The following is a 17098-nucleotide window of genomic DNA, read 5'->3' as shown; positions in this document are numbered from 1 at the left end:
AGGCTCTTCCTAATGGTAGTTAAAATCGACGATGAAAGTAGAGTCAAAAATGTCTCAAGGCACCAAAGTCGCATTTGAGTGGTGAATACATAACATTCGTGATGTAACGTTACGCGGGTGCACAACATGAGTTTTAACAAAAGGCACGAGGCCATAAGCCGTGGTCTTGCCAGCAGGAACGGTATTGAGCTTCCTACGGTAGCAAAAGAGCCTGGCTGGTGGCCGTCTTTCTTGCGCCCTCCCTTGGGGGATCCTGTCGATATGGAGGCCTCGCCTCGGCGCATTTTGTTAGGACTCTTACGTAAGAATAAATGGTTGCTTCTTGGCGCCACATTGGTGGCAACCCTGTCGCAGGTGTCTTCAGCTCTGTTGGCTTGGGCGCTGGGGCTCCTTTTGGATGCCGGCCTGGATATGGGCTTGGGTAGCCACCTTGTTCGCCCCGTCGTGATTTTCTTCTCGCTGATCCTAATCGCAACGGTCTTTGCGGGGTTGTACCAAGTATTCGAGATCGGAACTTGGTTTCAAGCCCAGGCTGGAAGTGCGCGAATGTCCTCGTATCATGTGACAAACCGGCGTGGGAATACAAAAACCGATATGGCGACCGGAGACATCATTGCCACGATAACAACCGACTCCAACCATATTGGCGCACTTTTTGCTTACATTTCAGATCTGGCTGCGTCCTTGATTACAACAGTCGTGATTGCCGCTCTGATGTTCTCTGTCTCAGTTCCCTTGGGGCTAGTGGTGCTGATCGGAATGCCGGTGGTAGTTGGCGGTCTGTCCTTGCTTATAAAACCGCTCGAGCAGCGCCAGCAATCCCAGCGTGATGCGCAAGGCGACCTCACTAATATCGGCACGGATGTTGTGACCGGTCTGCGAGTTTTGCGCGGAATTGGAGGGGAAGACGTATTCAACGAGCGCTACAGGGAGTTGTCGCAAGAGGTTCGTCGTCGAGGGATTCACGCTGCCCGCCCGCAGGCTTTGCTAAGCGCAGCATCGCAGGGAGTGCCGCACGCATTCGCTCTCGCGGTAGTGGCAATCGCAGCGTTCTTGGTTTTTGAAGGCCAGCTATCTGCCGGAGAGATGATCGCTTTTTACGGTTTTGCCGGGTATTTGGCCACCCCGCTGTTCATAATCGTAGGAGCGATGCAGGTGGGCACGCGCGCGTGGGTGGGACTGCGCAAGGTGGCTCGCGTGCAGGAGCTGAAATCGAGCGTGCAGGATCGGACGGACGCTAATGAGAACGTGGACAACAACCCGGAAAACGAAACTAGCTCTTGTTCAACGGACAGCCGGTATCTGCAACCTCTGCGTGACGGTATCAGCGGCGTAGAGGTGAAGGGCGGCGCTATTACCGCACTGGTTGCTGCTGATCCGGATGTTTCCGCGCAACTGGCTACAAGGCTTTGTCGGGTAGACGACGAGAACCCGGTATTTATTGGCAAAGATGATTTGCGTGATCGCCCGGTAGATGAGGTGCGCAAGCACATCGTCCTGGCGTCGGCACAAGACCACCTGTTTAGGGGAAGCTTGCGAGATAATCTGCTGGCTGATCGGGCAGATATGCGCGAGCCGCTGACGGTGCAGAACACGATTTTTGAGACCTATCTGGATAGCCGGATTCGCGAGGAGCGCCCCGAAGTTGAGGTGGGGGAGCATGCGATGGATGAGGCTCTGCTAGACGCTATGTGGACTGCGGACGCTCAAGACGTGCTGGATTCCATTCCTGGGGCATTGAACGGAGCAGTGGCAGAGAAGGGCCGCACGCTCTCTGGTGGGCAACGCCAGCGCGTTGCACTTGCGCGTGCCCTCGCGACAAACGCGGATGTGCTAATCGCAATCGAGCCTACCTCCGCGGTGGATTCGCATACAGAGGCGCGGATTGCCAGCCGGTTGCGCTCGCGGCGCCAGCAGCTCACCACGGTGCTAGTAACCTCCTCCCCATTGGTTTTAGAACAGTGTGACGAGGTTGTGTTTATTGGTGAGGACGGCAAGGAAGTGGCTCGCGGATCTCACGATGAACTGCTGGATCGCGCGCTAAGGCGCGAGGAGAGCGGTCTTAAGTATCAAAAGGTTGTTCAGCGCGCTCAGGGAGGAGAGTAATGAAGCTTCCTATTGCCGCTCGCCCGCAGGTGATCTCGAGGTTTTGGGCTGTTATCCGCCGGTTCCCCAAGCTAATTGCCACGGTTTTGGTGTTCCAAGTTGTGGCGTCTCTAATCGTGGTGGCAACCCCGTGGCTCATCGGTAGACTTTTGGATCTGATCGTGGCGGGGACTACTCGCGCGGAAGTGACACGCTACCTCATCATTATTGGGGCGATAGTGGCCGCACAGTTGTTGCTGACTTATTTGGGCGAGTATTTCTCGCGCGTATTTGGCCAGGCGGTTTTTGCCCAGCTTCGTGAGGATCTGGTGTATTCGGTTACCCATATGCCCCTGTCTGTTGTGGAAGCGGCAGGTACGGGAGACCTGATTGGGCGTACAACTCACGATATTGACCGCATCCAGTTTCTGGTCCAGCGTGGAATCTACCGGATCATAATGATCGTGTTCACTGTGGTAGTTACCTATGCTGCTGCATTTGCGCTTGCTCCCGTTTTGGCGCTATTACTTCTGGCTCCGCTGATTCCGCTCATTTTTGTGTTGCGTTGGTACATGCGCCGCGCTGTGCCGGGCTACCAGGCGGAGTCCGCACAGTGGGCGACGCTTTCTGGCATCACCACGGAGACGGTTGAACAGCATTCCACGGTTGATGCACTGAACCTGCGCCGGGTTAGAAACAATATCCTTGACGTGGCTATCACTCAAATTTGGAATCTGGAGCGCTACACCGCTTACCTGCGCATTTTCTTGTTAAACGCAGTGATTTTCTTCCTGCACACCCCGGCGCTGTTGGTGGCTTTAGCCGGAGCATGGGCGATTCCAAACGGTTACGCCACGCTGGGCGTGGTGACCACGATCGCGCTCTACGGAGTTCAGCTTTCTTATCCGCTCGACGAGCTCTCTTACTGGGTGGATGTGCTTCAAAGTGCGGCAACCTCGTTGGCCCGTATTTTTGGCGTGGACGAGGTGGAATCGGACAGGATAGCGTCGGGCAAGCAGCCTACCTCGAACGCTGTAAGCGTACGAGACGTGAGCTTTGAGTACCGGCCGGAACATCCCGTTTTGCACGGGGTTGATTTAGAGCTGAGGCCGGGGGAGACCCTCGCAATCGTGGGGCCGTCAGGCGCAGGCAAGTCCACACTCGGCCGGATGATTGCAGGTATTCACCCGCCCACTTCCGGGTCGGTAACGGTTGGAGGAGTTCCTCTAGTCGAACTCACGGAAAGCCAGTTGCACCAAAACGTGGCCCTGGTGACGCAGGAGCACCACGTGTTTGTTGGAACGATTGCGGACAACCTCCGGCTCGCAAAACCGGACGCCACGGTTGAACAGATGTGGCATGTCCTAAAAAGCATGGGGGCGGCCAGCTGGGTACAGGAGCTATCGGATGGGTTGGACACCAAGGTCGGCTCGGGCGCTCTGACACTCAGCCCAGCGCAGGCCCAGCAGTTAGCGCTTGCCCGTATTGTCCTCATGAATCCGCACACTTTGATTCTTGACGAGGCTACCTCGCTGATGGATCCAACGGCGGCAAGGCAGTTGGAGCGTTCCCTTGGGAAGGCGTTGGAGGGGCGAACCGTCGTTGCGATCGCGCACCGGCTGTATACGGCTCACGACGCGGACCGCGTAGCGGTGATGGTGGACGGACGCATAGTGGAGCTCGGCAGACACGATCAACTTGTAGCTCGCGGCGGCGAATACGCTTCCTTGTGGAGAGCCTGGCAACACGAATAGTAAAAGGGGAGCGCGGTGAACCGAGTCCGTAAGGATAGTTCACCGCGCCCCTCTATTTGAGCGACTTTGATGCTAACCCGATTGGCGAGCCAGGTCGGCGGCGCCGATTAGGCCAGCGGGAACGCCAAGCTCAGCCAGTGTGATCTGGGCAGGCTGGCGGTACAGGCGGGCAGTAAGGTTCTTTTCGAACGACTTTTGGACGGGCGCACGCAACAACTCTCCCGCAGAGGCGACGCCGCCGGCTAGCACGATCATTTCCGGATCGAGGATGGCACAGAGGTCAGCAAGCCCGCGGCCCACCCACTCCGCAATGGTTTCAACCACGTCGAGCGCAACCGGGTCGCCTTCTTTCGCAGCGGCCGTAACCATCTGCCCGGTGATCTGCTGCGGGTTACCGTCAGCCATTTCTAGCAGTCGCAACGCAGACGCGGGTGCAACAGTGGCGATTTCGCGAGCTTCGTGCACGAGAGCCGTGCCCGAACCGTAGCGTTCCCAACAACCTCGATTTCCGCAGCCACAGCGACGTCCTCCGGCCTTGACCTGCATGTGGCCAACCTCGCCGGCAAATCCTTGATAACCGCGCACCAGCCTGTCATCAACGATGATGCCGCCACCAATGCCAGTACCTAGCGTGATAACAATCGCGTTCTTCGCGTCGCGGGCAGCTCCGAAACGGAACTCGCCCCATGCCGCCGCGTTTGCGTCGTTTTCGACCACAGTGGGAAGCTCTGTTGCCTCCGTGATCTTTGAAGCCAGCGGCTCATTGCGCCACGCCAAGTTTGGCGCGTACACAACCGAAGTGCGCGCGGCGTCGCAAAAACCTGCGGCTCCAATACCAACGGCACTTACTTCCTCGCCCTCACGCAGCTTTGCAACCAGCGTGGCGATTGCGCCCGCGGTTGCGTCAACTTCTTGCGCAGGAGTCTGTATAACTTCCGTGCGCAGAACTTCACCTTCTTCATTAACAAGGCCTGCGGCGATCTTGGTGCCGCCTACGTCAACTCCAATCGTGAGGCTCACGTGCTACTCCTTATTTAGTCACAGGGGCTTTATTGTGCGAAGTTCAAACTTACGGTCTGCACCTAAACTGTACGTCAACGCGCGGCAGATATTTTTCAGAATGGGTGGTCGGGTTTGTTCCACACGCTCAGCGGGTGGGTGGGGATAGTGAAGGCGCTATCAAGGTGTTCAGATACCAGCGAGGCAAGGTTCGCGGGCGTGCCATCTGAGACGAAAAGGATTGGCGGGCGCAACTTCGCAGTTTCAACGAGGTTGAGGATAGGTTTGGCGCCGCCATCTTCAGATTCAACCCAGTACACCATCCAGTCCGGCCCGATTGGGTGCTTGCGTGAGACGATAAGCCGCTTCACTGCGCATCCGGGAGGGAGGGCAGCCACGACGTCCTCATCCAGGTCAATCATTTGTTGCGGTCCGCATACCCACGTTAGTTCACTTTCGTCAATGGACGTCAGTTTTAGTTTAAGGTCCGACTTCTTGGCCTCGAACGACTTGCGTTTGGAGCGCAGGCGCAGGTTTTCAAAGCTATCAACCAGATCGCCGAGGGCGTTGTAGTCCTTTTGCGTCCACGGAATCATGACGCCGGGGTTGATGGCTGTGTATGAGGCGGAGGCTAGGAACCATTCGAGAGGATCAACGGGTTCGGTGAGCAGACCTTCGCGCAGGTAGAGGGCGCGGCGAAGCACCTGGTCTCGCAGCGGGTCGGCAACGCGCTTTTGAGCTTTGGCGAGCCGACGGTGGAAGCGGTTTTGGGCGGATTCGTAGTCATCGCCGGTATTCCACTGGTCTCCGGGCCAGTTGTGCAGTCGGGTTAGTTCTTCACGTAGTGAGAAGCGCTCACCGATGTGGCCGCGCAGTTTAAGGAACTCGTCCCACGCCTCCACCCACGCCACGGCTTGCACAAAAGCATGCGGGTAGGTGCGGGTGGGTAAAACGGTAAGGTTCTTGGCGCCCTCTTCTACGTTGTTGTACCACTGTTGCAGGTCTTCGGTGGTGTACCAGCGGGATTTGCTGTCGGTAAGTTCTTCCCAGTTTGGATTGGTTTTTCGGGCCTCGTGGGCCTGCCACATGCGGGCAAGGGGCTCGCGAATTTTGCGGCGCGGTAGTGTGCGCGTGCGGTTGGTGTACTCGTTTTCAATGATGTTGATAGCGGCGAGTACCAGGTCAAGGTCAGGTAGGTCTGGACCTTTTCGTTTTCCGAGGTCACGAGGGCTGGTCCAAAGAGATATTAACCACGCTGTGTCGGGGCAGTGAGCCGCGGTGGCGGCTTCGTTGGCGGCTTGAAGGAAGTCGTGATTGATGGCGTCGATGGCTTGTTTTTCGGTTTTTGTAAGGGGTTTGAGCTTGCGCGTGCCCCATTTACGGATGAAGACTTCTGAAAGCGACGTTGCCGACTTCTTGTGTGCCATGTCTAATATTCTGCCCTAATTTTGGGACGCGGTGACGGAAGGCAAATTTTGCGCGGTAGAATTTAGCTGTGACTAACGCAAATGAAATGAAGAATCGCCCGGTTCTGGTGGTCGACCTGGGTGCACAAAACGTGCAGCTGATTGCCCGCCGGGTCCGTGAGGCCCATGTTTACTCCGAGATTGTTCCCCAGACTTATAGTGCGCAGCAGATCCGTGAAAAAAATCCTGCTGCGATTATTCTTTCTGGTGGTCCGTCGTCCGCGCACGTTAAGTTTGACGCGGACATTCTTAATTCTGGGGTTCCAGTTCTTGCTATTTCGTCGGGCTTCCACGTGATGATGGATGCCTTGGGGGGTGTGGTTACCCCCGGAGATGTTCCTGAAAATGGTCGCGCCCGCGCAACTGTGACGGTTTCGGATTCGAAACTGCTTGGTACTGATGGTGACCAGGATGTGTGGATGTCTCACACTGACCGCGTCGAGGAGCTCCCCGATGGGTTCCGCGTGAGCGCGAGCACGGAGAAGTCGAAGATTGCGGCAGCCGAGGATGCAGCTCGCGGCTTGTACGGCGTGGAGTGGCTCCCGGAGATTCGTCGCACCGAGCACGGTCAGGATCAGATTGTGCGTTTCTTGCGCGATATTGCCGGTATTGAGGGCGAGTGGTCCGCGGCCTCGATTGTCGATAGTGAGATTCAGAAGATCCGCGAGCAGGTTGGTTCTGCGCGCGTGATTTGTGCGCTTTCTGGCGGCGTGGATTCTTCGGTTGCGGCAGCGCTTGTACACAAGGCTGTTGGCGATCAGCTCACCTGTTTCTTCGTGGACCATGGCCTGTTGCGTCTGGGTGAGCGTGAGCAGGTTGAGCGTGACTACGCAGCCACGATGGGTATCCGTGTGGTCACGATTGATGAGTCCGAACGTTTTTTGAACGCGTTGAAGGACGTCACCGAACCGGAGCAGAAGCGCAAGATCATTGGCCGCGAGTTCATTCGTGTGTTCGAGGATGCTCAGAAGAAGTTCGTGGCAGAAGCTGATCGCGATGGGGAGGAAGTTAAGTTCCTCGTCCAGGGCACAATCTATCCGGATGTGGTCGAGTCTGGAGCCGAAGGGTCGGCGAACATCAAGTCGCACCACAACGTGGGCGGCCTGCCTGAGGATTTGAACTTTGAGCTGGTTGAGCCGTTGCGCGCCCTCTTTAAGGATGAGGTTCGCGAGCTTGGCCTCGAGATTGGGGTGCCGGCCTCTATGGTGAAGCGCCAGCCGTTCCCCGGCCCCGGCTTGGGTGTGCGCGTGGTTGGCGCGCTGACTCGGGAGCGTCTGGATGTTCTGCGCGCAGCTGACTACATTGTGCGCGAGGAGCTAACGAATGCTGGCCTTGATGAAGTTATTTGGCAGTGCCCGGTTGTTCTGCTTGCTGATGTAAGGTCCGTGGGTGTCACGGGCGATCAGCGCACGTACGGTCACCCAGTTGTTCTGCGCCCGATCATTTCTGAGGACGCCATGAGCGCCGAGTGGGCACGCGTGCCGTTCGATGTGCTGGATCGCATTTCGATGCGAATCACCAGCGAGGTCCCGGAAATCAACCGTGTTGTGCTTGATGTGACGTCGAAGCCGCCGGCAACGATCGAGTGGGAGTAATCTCATAGAGTGATGTTTTGGGGAGGGCAGTGCGTGGCGCTGCCCTCCCCAAAATGCTTATGAGGGGCCGGTTCTTAAGGCAGGTGGGTGCTGATAGGGCGCAAGTCTGCCAAAATACTGTTGTCGCAGTGTAGTGATGAGCGAGGAGATTTTTATGCCGGACGACGCAGCGCTCCAGGACGTAGAGCCCCAGGACGCGGAACCTGAGGGCGTGCCGGTAGCGCATTCGGAGCAGAGTGAGCAGGGTATCCAGCCCGTAGACGCGTCTGAACAATCGGCAACAGTCGAAGCTACGGTGCCAAGCAGGGTGCGTAGGTTTAGGGACGCGCTATTGAATCCGAAAGCCTGGTTTGCTTCTAAGAATCGTCCGGGTATTGCCGCGTTCGTCATTCCGGCACTGATCATTTTCATCGCGTTTCAGGTGTCGGGGGTGTGGCCCAGCGGCAACCGGCACATCCTCACTATCGACCTGTACCATCAGTACGCGCCGTTCCTCGCTGAATATCAGCGCAAGCTGTCAAACTTTGAGACTCTTATGTATTCGTGGCGAGGAGGCTTGGGTACCGACTTCCTTTCGCTCTTCGCCTACTACTTGGCAAGTCCAATAAACCTGCTCATTTTGTTGTTCCCCGCCTCGCAACTGTCTAACTTTGTGCTGTTCGACGTCGTTTTGAAAACGGGCTTGGCGGGCTACACCAGCTATTTCTTCCTGCGTCGAGGCCGCGCTCACACCCCGTGGGTTGCCGTCTTGTTCTCCCTCGGATACGCGCTCTCTTCGTTCACGCTCGCGTACTTTTGGAACATAATGTGGCTGGACGTGCAGATCATGTTGCCTCTCCTCGCTTACGGCGCGTGGTTGATCGTCAAGCATGAGCGGCTTGTTCCCTACGTGATTTTCACGGCCATAACCCTCTTCGTAAATTATTACGCGGCGTTCTTCGCCGTCCTGTTTATCGCCCTGTATTTCCTGGTCCTTCTGGTTGAGAACGTTCCGTTCAAACGTTGGCGAGATCAGGTGGCTAAAGCGATCCTGTTTGGTGGGGCGTCCGTGTTCGGGGCTGCGCTGGCCTCCGCGCTGTTAATCCCGGTCTATTTGAAGTTGCAACACACGTCGGCATACGGTGATGCGTGGCCAGACAAAGTGGACTTCATGTATTCGCCCATTGATTTGCTTGGGCGCCAAATGTTCCTGTCCGCACCCGCTGTGCGCGAGGGTCTTCCGAACATTTACGCGGGAACCCTCGTCCTGTTGCTGATCCCGGCCTACTTCCTGACTCGAAGTATTTCCGTAAAGGTGAAGGTTGCTAACGGAATTCTGTTGACCGTCATGGCGCTCAGCTTGTCGGTCAACTCGTTGAACTTCTTCTGGCACGGAATGCACTACCCGAACCAGTTGAACCACCGGTTTGCATTCACCGCGGTATTCCTCCTTGTGGTAATGGCTGCCGACGCTTTCCGTGCGCTCAAAACCGAGCCGCTTCCACTGGCGAAGATCGCATCCGGAATAGGTCTGCTCGCCCTGGTCATGTATCGAATCGATAAAGAGGCTGTGACCGCGCGTTCGATGGTCGCGACCATCGCGGTTAGCGCGCTGTACGTGGCGGTTCTTGCGGCTGTATCTAGGCGAGAAGAAATCACCTTGAAACTGAGGAAGTCGCCGCGAGTGTTTGCCGCGCGGAGCGTTGCAGTGGCAACCATGATCGGCTTGGTCTCAATGGAGCTACTGGCTTCATCAATTGTGGGCATTAAAGATGTGCGAGACGGGCAGGTATTTGGCAATCGCGACGGCTATGCCGCGGGCGACTTCCCCCGGGATGTGCGCGAGGTTGCCGCTAAGATCAAGACTGACAATGACGGGTATCCGCGGGCGGAGCTCGCTAATCGCAAGACCTATAACGACGCATTCCTCTACGGCTATGACGGTGTCACGCTGTTTGGTTCTTCATTCAGCCAGGCGCAGTTGAAACTCATGGAGGACGTTGGCCTATCCACTAACGGCATTAACTCCTACGCTTACAATCCGGCTAAACCGCTCGATACCTTCCTGGGCGTGAAATATGTGATGGCCAGCGACAAAGAGCGCGGGCAGTTGATTGACTACCCGACCTACTACGAATCGACCAGTCTCAATGTTTACGAGAACGCGGACGCCCTGCCTAATGCGTTCCTGGTTGATAGCGCGGCCAAAGATTTCAAAACCGGAGCCGAGGGATTCCTTACCAATCAAGCGAGGATGTACGAGGCTGCGTTTGGCACCTCCGGCCTGTATGAGACGGTGAAGGCAGAGTTCTCAGCTACCACGGGCACGGTGTCTGAGCAATCTAACGAGCCTTTTGGTCAGCAGGTCAAGATTGAATCTTCTTCCGGACAGGCCGTTGCAAACGTGAGGGTTACAGCGCAAAAGGATGGCCACTACTTCCTCGCCTACAAGTCTGGAACGGTGAAGGTGCAAAACGTTTCGGTTTACACCGGGAATGAACAGAAGGTCCAGGTAAGTACCCAAAAGAATGGTCTGGTTGACTTGGGCGTTTTGCACGCGGGCGATACCGGTCGAGTGGAGTTCAAGACCGAGAAAGACAAGTCCGGCACGGTTAGCTTCGAAGCCGGCGTAATGAATGATTCGGTTTATGAAAGTGCCGTTGCGAAGGCGAAAGCCACCCCCGTGAAGATTGAGCGGGGCGGTCGTTCTATGGATTTGAGCATCAGCGCACCCCAGGCAGGCTACTTGCTGGTAAGTAATATTTACGATCCGGGTTGGGAAGCTACAGTTAACGGGCAGAATGTAAAGATAGAGCCTTTCGATGATTCGCTCATGCTGATTCCGGTGCAAGCGGGTGATAACCAGGTGCATATGAGTTTCACGCCTATCGGATTGCGGGCGGGACAACTCACCAGCGCCCTCGCGTTATTGCTACTGATAGCTTTGATTGTTTTTGAGCGGAAAACCAGGCAACGCCAGTTGAAGCGCAAGCACGAGCGTGAGATCGCCAAGAGTGACTTGCCCCAGGATGAACCTGCCTTGGCCGAAGCGGGGGAGCTTAACGAGGAAACCCTGGACGCAGATGAGATGTATGACGGTGGAGTAGAAGATGAGTAGGAAAAAGCCTCGGAACTGGCCCGGGCCCCCTGCGGCTCTAGCTGGTCCTGTGCTCGATAATCACACGCATCTGCCCATTGGGGAGTGGGAAATCCCCAAAGCTGGCGGCGTCAAGCTTCCCCTTGAGGAACAGCTCCATCGCGCGTACCAGGTGGGAGTCCGCGGGCTCATTACGGTGGGCTGTGAGATTACAGATTTTGATCCCACCATTGAGCTTGCCCACAAGTTTGGTGACTCGGCTGGTTTCCCGCGGGTACGTGCAGCTATTGCGCTCCATCCCAATGAGGCGCCGCTACACGCGGGTGTGTTGGACGTGGCCGCCGACGGTTGGGAGCATGAGCTGAAGGATCATCACGTGCCTTTAGATGAGGCTCTTGCCGCGGTGGAGAGCCGGCTGGATGATCCGTCCATTGTGGCTGTGGGAGAAACCGGTATCGACCTGTTCCGCACGGCCGACGCAGGCCTTATCGCTGCAAAGGAATCGTTTGCTGCTCATTTGCGCATGGGATTTGAGCGTTCCTTACCAGTGCAGATCCATGACCGAGATGCACATCAGGAGTGCTTGGACGTCCTCTACGACACGGGTGCAGATAAGGGGAACGCGCCAATCGTGTTCCACTGCTTTTCAGGTGGAACGCACCTGGCTCGGCACGTAGAGAAGAACGGCTGGTACGCCTCGTTTGGCGGATCACTAACGTTTGCGGCTAACGATGATCTGCGCGAGGCCTTCAAATCACTATCACCAGACCGCATTCTGGTAGAAACAGATGCTCCTTACCTCACTCCCGTGCCGTATCGCGGTCATCCGAACGCCTCATACGTTATTGCGCATACGGTTCGGTTCATCGCGCAGATGTGGGAGCGTAGTGAGGAGGACGCCCTCGAGCAGTTACAGAAAAATAGTGAAGCAGTGTATGGCAATGTCTTTTTTGCTTGAAGTGCTTTGTAAGTAAAGGCACAAACTTTGTGTGAGCTTGCACAATTTGCCGGCGGATTAGCTTCCCATTTCTATAACGATCTGGTTACGGTAGGGAGTAGTTAGTTATCTACTCAAGAGGTAAAAGTTTGGCTTTCAACAATGTAGCGTCAACCCGCTGGGCAACGAACGCATCGAAAACGACCATTAAATCCGTTGCAGCTGCGTCTGCTTTGGCCCTCGTAGCGACGGCTGGCGTTTCGATTGCTTCGGCGCGTACCGACGTCCTGGTGAACGCTGATGGTGCAACTTCGGTTGTAACGGTCTGGGGCGGCACGGTTGGCGGCGCGCTGGAGGCGGCTGGTGTAAAGGTTGGCGAGCATGATCTCGTAACCCCTGCAGTTTCCGCTCCGGTAGAAAAGGGCCAGACGATTACGTTCACGTCTGCGAAGCCTTACACAATTCGCGATGAGAAGGGCCGCTCTGAGGTTTGGTCCACCGCCGATTCGCTTGAGGGCGTGATGAGCGTGTTCGCTGATTCGGGCCGCAATGTTGCCATCGCTGCGAATCGTTCGAGTGTTCGCGAGGCCCTGCCTGCAGTTCTTAACGAGGCTGGCACTGTGAGCGTTGTGGTTGACGGCAATGCCAAGTCTGTTGAGGTTCCTGAGGATGCAACCGTTCCTGAGATCCTTGAAGCAGCAAACATTACTCCTTCACCCATTGACCAGGTCTTCCTAGAAACCGGTGACGGTGACGTGAAGGTGAACATCGTGCGCCAAACGCGCGGCACTGTAACCGACGTCGAGGAGCTTGATTTCAAGACGGTTGAGCGTGACACGGATGAGCTTTACGAGGGTGAATCTCGCGTGGTGCAAGAGGGCCAGAAGGGCAAGATCACCACTGTAAAGTACGAGCAGAAGCGTGGCAGTGAGGTCCTTGTTTCTACCAAGGTTTCTGAAGATCGTGAAGAGCCTACCGACAAGATCGTTGAGCATGGAACCAAGAAGCGCCCGGCTGGAGCTGTAGCGGCTGCTCCGCAGCAGGGCTCGGGTACGGGTTCCGCGCCGGCCGGTGTTTGGGCCGCGCTGGCTCAGTGTGAGTCCGGTGGCAATCCGGGCACGAACACGGGTAACGGTTTCTACGGCCTCTACCAGTTCTCGCTACCTACGTGGCAAGCGGTAGGCGGCAGTGGCTTGCCGTCGGATGCTTCGGCTGAAGAGCAGACGATGCGAGCCCAGATCCTCCAGCAGCGCGCTGGTTGGGGACAGTGGCCGGCATGCTCGTCAATGCTTGGACTGCGATAAACTAAAGCGTCTAGTAGGGGAAGTGGTGGCTCAGCTACCACTTCCCCTTGTAATTTGTGTCTGTGTCTGCCCGGTAGAATGGTTCTATGAGCGAAGTTAAGTTGTTGACGCCAAGGGATGTGCGCGAGATCTGCGCCGCCCTTCACATCCAACCTACAAAAACGCTGGGTCAGAACTTCGTTCATGATGCCGGTACGGTTCGCAAGATTGTGAAAGCCGCGAATGTTGTAGCCGGGGAACACGTGTTGGAGATTGGTCCGGGTCTGGGCTCTCTAACGCTGGGCTTGTTGGAGGCCGGCGCGCGCGTGACGGCGATTGAGATTGACCCGGTTTTGGCAACGGCTCTGCCGGCCACTGTAGCCGGGCATGCGCCGGGTGCGCCGCTTCGGGTTCTTCAGTCGGATGCTCTTAAGGTCACCACTTTGGATCGTCTGAATGAGGCGAAGCCTATTGAGGGAGAGATGCAAGAGTGGGAGGCTCCCACCCGCCTCGTGGCAAATCTTCCGTACAACGTGGCTGTGCCGTTGATCCTAGGTGTATTGGATAACTTCCCATCCATCCGTGAGCTTTTAGTGATGGTGCAAACTGAGGTTGCGCAGCGCCTGAGCGCCAATCCAGGGTCAAAAATTTACGGCGTGCCGTCCGTCAAGGTCGCTTGGTATGGCGATGCTGAGCTAGCGGGCACTATTTCCCGGCGCGTCTTTTGGCCCATCCCAAATGTTGATTCTTCACTGGTACGAATTTCGCGTTACGAGGCGGATGCTTTGCCGGCTGCCGAGCAGGCGGGTGTTACTCGCCAAGAACTTTTTGAGGTTGTGGATGCCGCGTTCTCTCAGCGTCGCAAAACCCTTCGCGCTGCCTTGAAGAAGTGGGCGGATGTGGACGTGGACGCATTGATAGAAAACGCGGGTATCGACCCGCTTGCGCGAGGTGAGGTATTGGATATTGACCAATTCTTGTCCTTAGCTAAGGCCCGCAACGAGTTGAAGCAGGGCGCCTAGTGATCACAGCGAGCGCACCGGGAAAGCTGAATCTTATCCTTTTGGTAGGTAAACCCGACCAACGTGGCTACCATCCGCTTTATTCCATTTTTGAAACGTTGAATATTAGGGAGCGAGCAACCGTTCGTTTTCGCCCGCAACGCGATGAATCTGCGCGAATCGGCATGCCGATCGTAGTGCACACGCTGGGCGCGGACCTATCGGATTTGGAACCTACAAAACACCTGGCGTTTCGAGCGGCAAGAGCGCTGATTTTGGAGGCCGCAAAGCTTGGTATTCCAGCGGTTCCAGACGGCCACGTCCTCGAGATCGAAATTGAAAAGAGCATCCCAGTAGCCGGCGGAATGGCCGGAGGTTCCGCAGACGCGGCCGCAACCCTCGTAGCGGTTGATAAACTCCTGGGGTTAAACCTCGATCGCGAGAGCATGCATGAGATTGCCCGTGGGCTTGGCGCAGATGTGCCGGCGTGTTTGGAGGGTGGGATTAGCCTGGGCCTGGGATATGGGGACCACATGACGCGACTGTACCAGCCCGATACGCCTGAGCACTACTGGGTGATGTGCACGATGCGGCAGGGGCTTTCAACGCCGGCCGTGTTCAAAGAGTTTGACGTACAGGGCAGAGGTCGGAGCAAGCTACCTACCAGTTTGCGCGAGGGCGATTGGCGTGTGCTTGAAGGTGCTGAGCAACTGGTGGGCCTATTAGAAAATGATCTGCAGGAAACCGCTTTGAGTATGCACCCTACGCTTGGGCAAGCGTGGAAGGTGATTGAAGAGGCCGGGCCGCTCGCAGTTTTACTGTCCGGTTCGGGCCCAACGGTAGCGGCGCTGGCAACTAGCCTTGAACATGCCCGCCAGATTGAGCAGCGCCTCGCAGAGGCGCCCGAGGTGGAGAACACGCTGGTGGTGTCTGGCCCCGCGCAGCCGGCAAAGGTGGAGTAGTGGCACATCTTTTTGGAACGCAGAGCATTGGCGCGATAGGTGGTTCGCGCAAGATTTTGGCCGATATTTCGGTTTCGGTGGCAGACGGAGATCGCATTGGCGTGCTCGGACCAAACGGGGCGGGCAAAACCACGCTGTTGGACATGCTGGCGGGTGAACGTGAGGTAGATAGCGGCCAGATAATTGTGCGCGATGGTGTCACGTTTGCGCACTTGTCTCAGCGCGACATAATCAGCGATCAGAAGGTTCAAAGCGTGGTTCATCCCGGACTTGCAGCCCACGAGTGGGCGTCTGTGCCCGCGATTAGGGATGTTCATGAGGGGCTTTTGGCTGATATTGATCTGGAAGCGAAAATGAGTGAGCTTTCGGGCGGTCAGCGCCGGCGCGTGAACTTGGCGCGAGTCTTGTCTGCGGGTGTCGTGCAGGGGCACCCGGCGGACGTCCTCGTGTTGGATGAGCCCACGAACCATTTGGATGTTGAAGGCGTATCTTGGCTGGCTAAACATTTGAATCAGCGGATGGGGCCGCGCGATGGTTCGGGCCGTAATAGTGGTGCTCTGATCGTGGTGACGCACGACCGCTGGTTCTTGGACGCGGTGTGTACGCACGTGTGGGAGGTTGTGCCGGGTATTGACCCGGGAGGTTCGCGCCCGCAGGTTCCGGGCCGAATCGAAATGTACGAGGGCTCCTACGCGGCTTACATTTTGGCCCGGGCAGAGAGGGCTCGCCAAAACGCTCTAGCGGAACAAAAACGGCAAAACCTGCTTCGCAAGGAGCTCGCCTGGTTGCGCCGTGGCGCGCCCGCGCGCACTTCGAAGCCTCGTTTTCGTATTGAGGCCGCGGAAGAACTGATCGTTAATGAGCCTCCTCCGCGCGATGAGGTTGAACTTGTACGCATGGCTACCGCGCGTCTGGGCAAACAGGTGATTGACCTGGAAGGCGTGTCTTTAGCTTTTGGCGAGGGCGATGAGAAGCGCACGATTTTTGAGGACGTGACTTACCGTCTAGCTCCGGCTGAGCGCGTGGGAATTGTGGGTGTGAATGGTGCGGGTAAAACCACCCTGCTACGCCTGCTTAGTGGCGAGGTGGAGCCCGATTCGGGTCGGGTAAAGCGCGGCAAAACAGTGAAGGTGCGCACGCTTTCGCAAGATACGCATGAACTAGACGCAGTCGCACATAGGCGGGTGGTTGAGGCCGTGGCTGACGTGGCGCAGTCGGTGATGATTGGCGATAGGGAGGTGTCTGCCTCCCAGCTGGTTGAACGAATCGGTTTTACGCGCAGTAGGGCGTGGACCCCGGTTGCCGACATTTCGGGCGGGGAGAGGCGCAGGCTGCAGCTGATCCGCCTGCTCATGTCGGAGCCGAACGTGATTTTGCTGGATGAGCCTACCAACGACCTCGACACTGACACGCTTGCGGCCATGGAAGATCTGCTGGATTCCTTCCCCGGCACGCTGGTAGTGGTTTCTCACGATCGTTATTTGCTGGAGCGTACTACCACTCACCAACTTGTTCTATTTGGCGACGGCAAGCTTCGTGCCATTCCCGGTGGTGTGGAGCAGTATCTGCAGATGCGCGAGGCCGGCATGGGCGGCGTGGCCGGTAGGGGCACGTCGCAGTGGTCAGATACTAACCGCGAAGAACCGGGCAAAAACGGCGTGAGTAACACCTCGTCCGCGCCAAAAACTTCCGACGCGCAACTGTTCCGCGAAGCGCAGAAGGAAGCGCGCCGAATCGAGCGGCAGATGGATCGCCTGGCCAGTCAGATACAGAAATATGAGGCTCAGCTGGAAGAGCTCGCTGCCAACCCGGAGCCCTCGGCGGATCAGATTGCCGAGATGGCCCGGGTGTCGGCCGCACTTCAAGATGCTCAAAGCGAGCATGATGAGCTAGAAATGGCGTGGCTTGAGGCCGCAGAGGCCGCTGAACGCGCCAAGTAG

The 17098-nt window shown here is 56.9% G+C and carries 11 protein-coding genes; 9 read left to right on the top strand and 2 right to left on the bottom strand.

Going from position 1 to position 17098, the window contains the following annotated elements:
* Positions 1–126: 126 nt before the first annotated feature.
* Together HMPREF2854_RS01290 and HMPREF2854_RS01285 are read left to right on the top strand one after the other, a co-directional pair.
* The gene (locus tag HMPREF2854_RS01290; RefSeq protein ID WP_148130866.1) at positions 127–2106 is read left to right on the top strand and encodes an ABC transporter transmembrane domain-containing protein; all 1980 of its coding nucleotides are present in this window, start codon (positions 127–129) and stop codon (positions 2104–2106) included.
* A complete protein-coding gene (locus HMPREF2854_RS01285) occupies positions 2106–3839 on the top strand; it encodes an ABC transporter ATP-binding protein (protein ID WP_070618010.1) in 1734 nt (577 codons plus the stop codon). Before HMPREF2854_RS01290 ends, HMPREF2854_RS01285 begins: the two co-directional genes overlap by 1 nt.
* A gap of 72 nt (positions 3840–3911) precedes the next feature.
* Here the strand turns inward: HMPREF2854_RS01285 and HMPREF2854_RS01280 are convergent, their stop codons facing one another.
* Both HMPREF2854_RS01280 and HMPREF2854_RS01275 read right to left on the bottom strand, forming a co-directional pair.
* On the bottom strand, positions 3912–4859 hold the full coding sequence (locus tag HMPREF2854_RS01280) for an ROK family glucokinase (protein ID WP_070618007.1): 948 nt from the start codon (positions 4857–4859) through the stop codon (positions 3912–3914).
* Between the two features lie 95 nt (positions 4860–4954).
* Positions 4955–6265, bottom strand: a complete 1311-nt coding sequence (locus HMPREF2854_RS01275) for a hypothetical protein (protein WP_070618004.1) — start codon at positions 6263–6265, stop codon at positions 4955–4957.
* Positions 6266–6351: 86 nt separating this feature from the next.
* On the opposite strand from HMPREF2854_RS01275, the gene guaA reads away from it, so the two are divergent.
* From guaA to HMPREF2854_RS01240, 7 genes are all read left to right on the top strand, one after another.
* The gene (gene guaA / locus HMPREF2854_RS01270) at positions 6352–7899 is read left to right on the top strand and encodes a glutamine-hydrolyzing GMP synthase (protein WP_186822298.1); all 1548 of its coding nucleotides are present in this window, start codon (positions 6352–6354) and stop codon (positions 7897–7899) included.
* A 154-nt stretch (positions 7900–8053) separates the two neighbouring features.
* Entirely contained in the window at positions 8054–10996 is a 2943-nt protein-coding gene (locus tag HMPREF2854_RS01265; protein WP_070617999.1) for a YfhO family protein, read from the top strand.
* Complete coding sequence (locus HMPREF2854_RS01260) at positions 10989–11933, top strand: TatD family hydrolase (RefSeq protein ID WP_070617996.1); 945 nt, start codon at positions 10989–10991, stop codon at positions 11931–11933. Before HMPREF2854_RS01265 ends, HMPREF2854_RS01260 begins: the two co-directional genes overlap by 8 nt.
* A gap of 128 nt (positions 11934–12061) precedes the next feature.
* Positions 12062–13216, top strand: coding sequence for a resuscitation-promoting factor (locus HMPREF2854_RS08860; RefSeq protein ID WP_070617993.1), 1155 nt, complete (start codon positions 12062–12064; stop codon positions 13214–13216).
* A gap of 86 nt (positions 13217–13302) precedes the next feature.
* Positions 13303–14217 (top strand): 16S rRNA (adenine(1518)-N(6)/adenine(1519)-N(6))-dimethyltransferase RsmA, encoded by a 915-nt coding sequence (rsmA, locus tag HMPREF2854_RS01250; protein ID WP_070617990.1) that lies wholly within the window; start codon positions 13303–13305, stop codon positions 14215–14217.
* Positions 14217–15158, top strand: coding sequence for a 4-(cytidine 5'-diphospho)-2-C-methyl-D-erythritol kinase (gene ispE / locus HMPREF2854_RS01245; RefSeq protein WP_070617987.1), 942 nt, complete (start codon positions 14217–14219; stop codon positions 15156–15158). Before rsmA ends, ispE begins: the two co-directional genes overlap by 1 nt.
* Positions 15158–17098, top strand: a complete 1941-nt coding sequence (locus HMPREF2854_RS01240; RefSeq protein ID WP_070617983.1) for an ABC-F family ATP-binding cassette domain-containing protein — start codon at positions 15158–15160, stop codon at positions 17096–17098. The genes ispE and HMPREF2854_RS01240 overlap by 1 nt, the downstream gene beginning before the upstream one ends.

It is taken from the genome of Actinomyces sp. HMSC075B09 (genome assembly GCF_001812395.1).
GTDB classification, from domain to species: Bacteria; Actinomycetota; Actinomycetes; order Actinomycetales; family Actinomycetaceae; genus Gleimia; species Gleimia europaea.
This window is presented reverse-complemented; position numbering and strand designations above follow the sequence as displayed.

Excerpts from the sequence above, each read along its gene's own strand:
- HMPREF2854_RS01290 (WP_148130866.1), top strand. The coding sequence starts at position 127 with ATGAGTTTTAACAAAAGGCACGAGGCCATAAGCCGTGGTCTTGCCAGC.
- HMPREF2854_RS01285 (WP_070618010.1), top strand. The coding sequence starts at position 2,106 with ATGAAGCTTCCTATTGCCGCTCGCCCGCAGGTGATCTCGAGGTTTTGG.
- HMPREF2854_RS01275 (WP_070618004.1), bottom strand. The coding sequence starts at position 6,265 with ATGGCACACAAGAAGTCGGCAACGTCGCTTTCAGAAGTCTTCATCCGT.
- guaA (WP_186822298.1), top strand. The coding sequence starts at position 6,352 with ATGAAGAATCGCCCGGTTCTGGTGGTCGACCTGGGTGCACAAAACGTG.
- HMPREF2854_RS01265 (WP_070617999.1), top strand. The coding sequence starts at position 8,054 with ATGCCGGACGACGCAGCGCTCCAGGACGTAGAGCCCCAGGACGCGGAA.
- HMPREF2854_RS01260 (WP_070617996.1), top strand. The coding sequence starts at position 10,989 with ATGAGTAGGAAAAAGCCTCGGAACTGGCCCGGGCCCCCTGCGGCTCTA.
- rsmA (WP_070617990.1), top strand. The coding sequence starts at position 13,303 with ATGAGCGAAGTTAAGTTGTTGACGCCAAGGGATGTGCGCGAGATCTGC.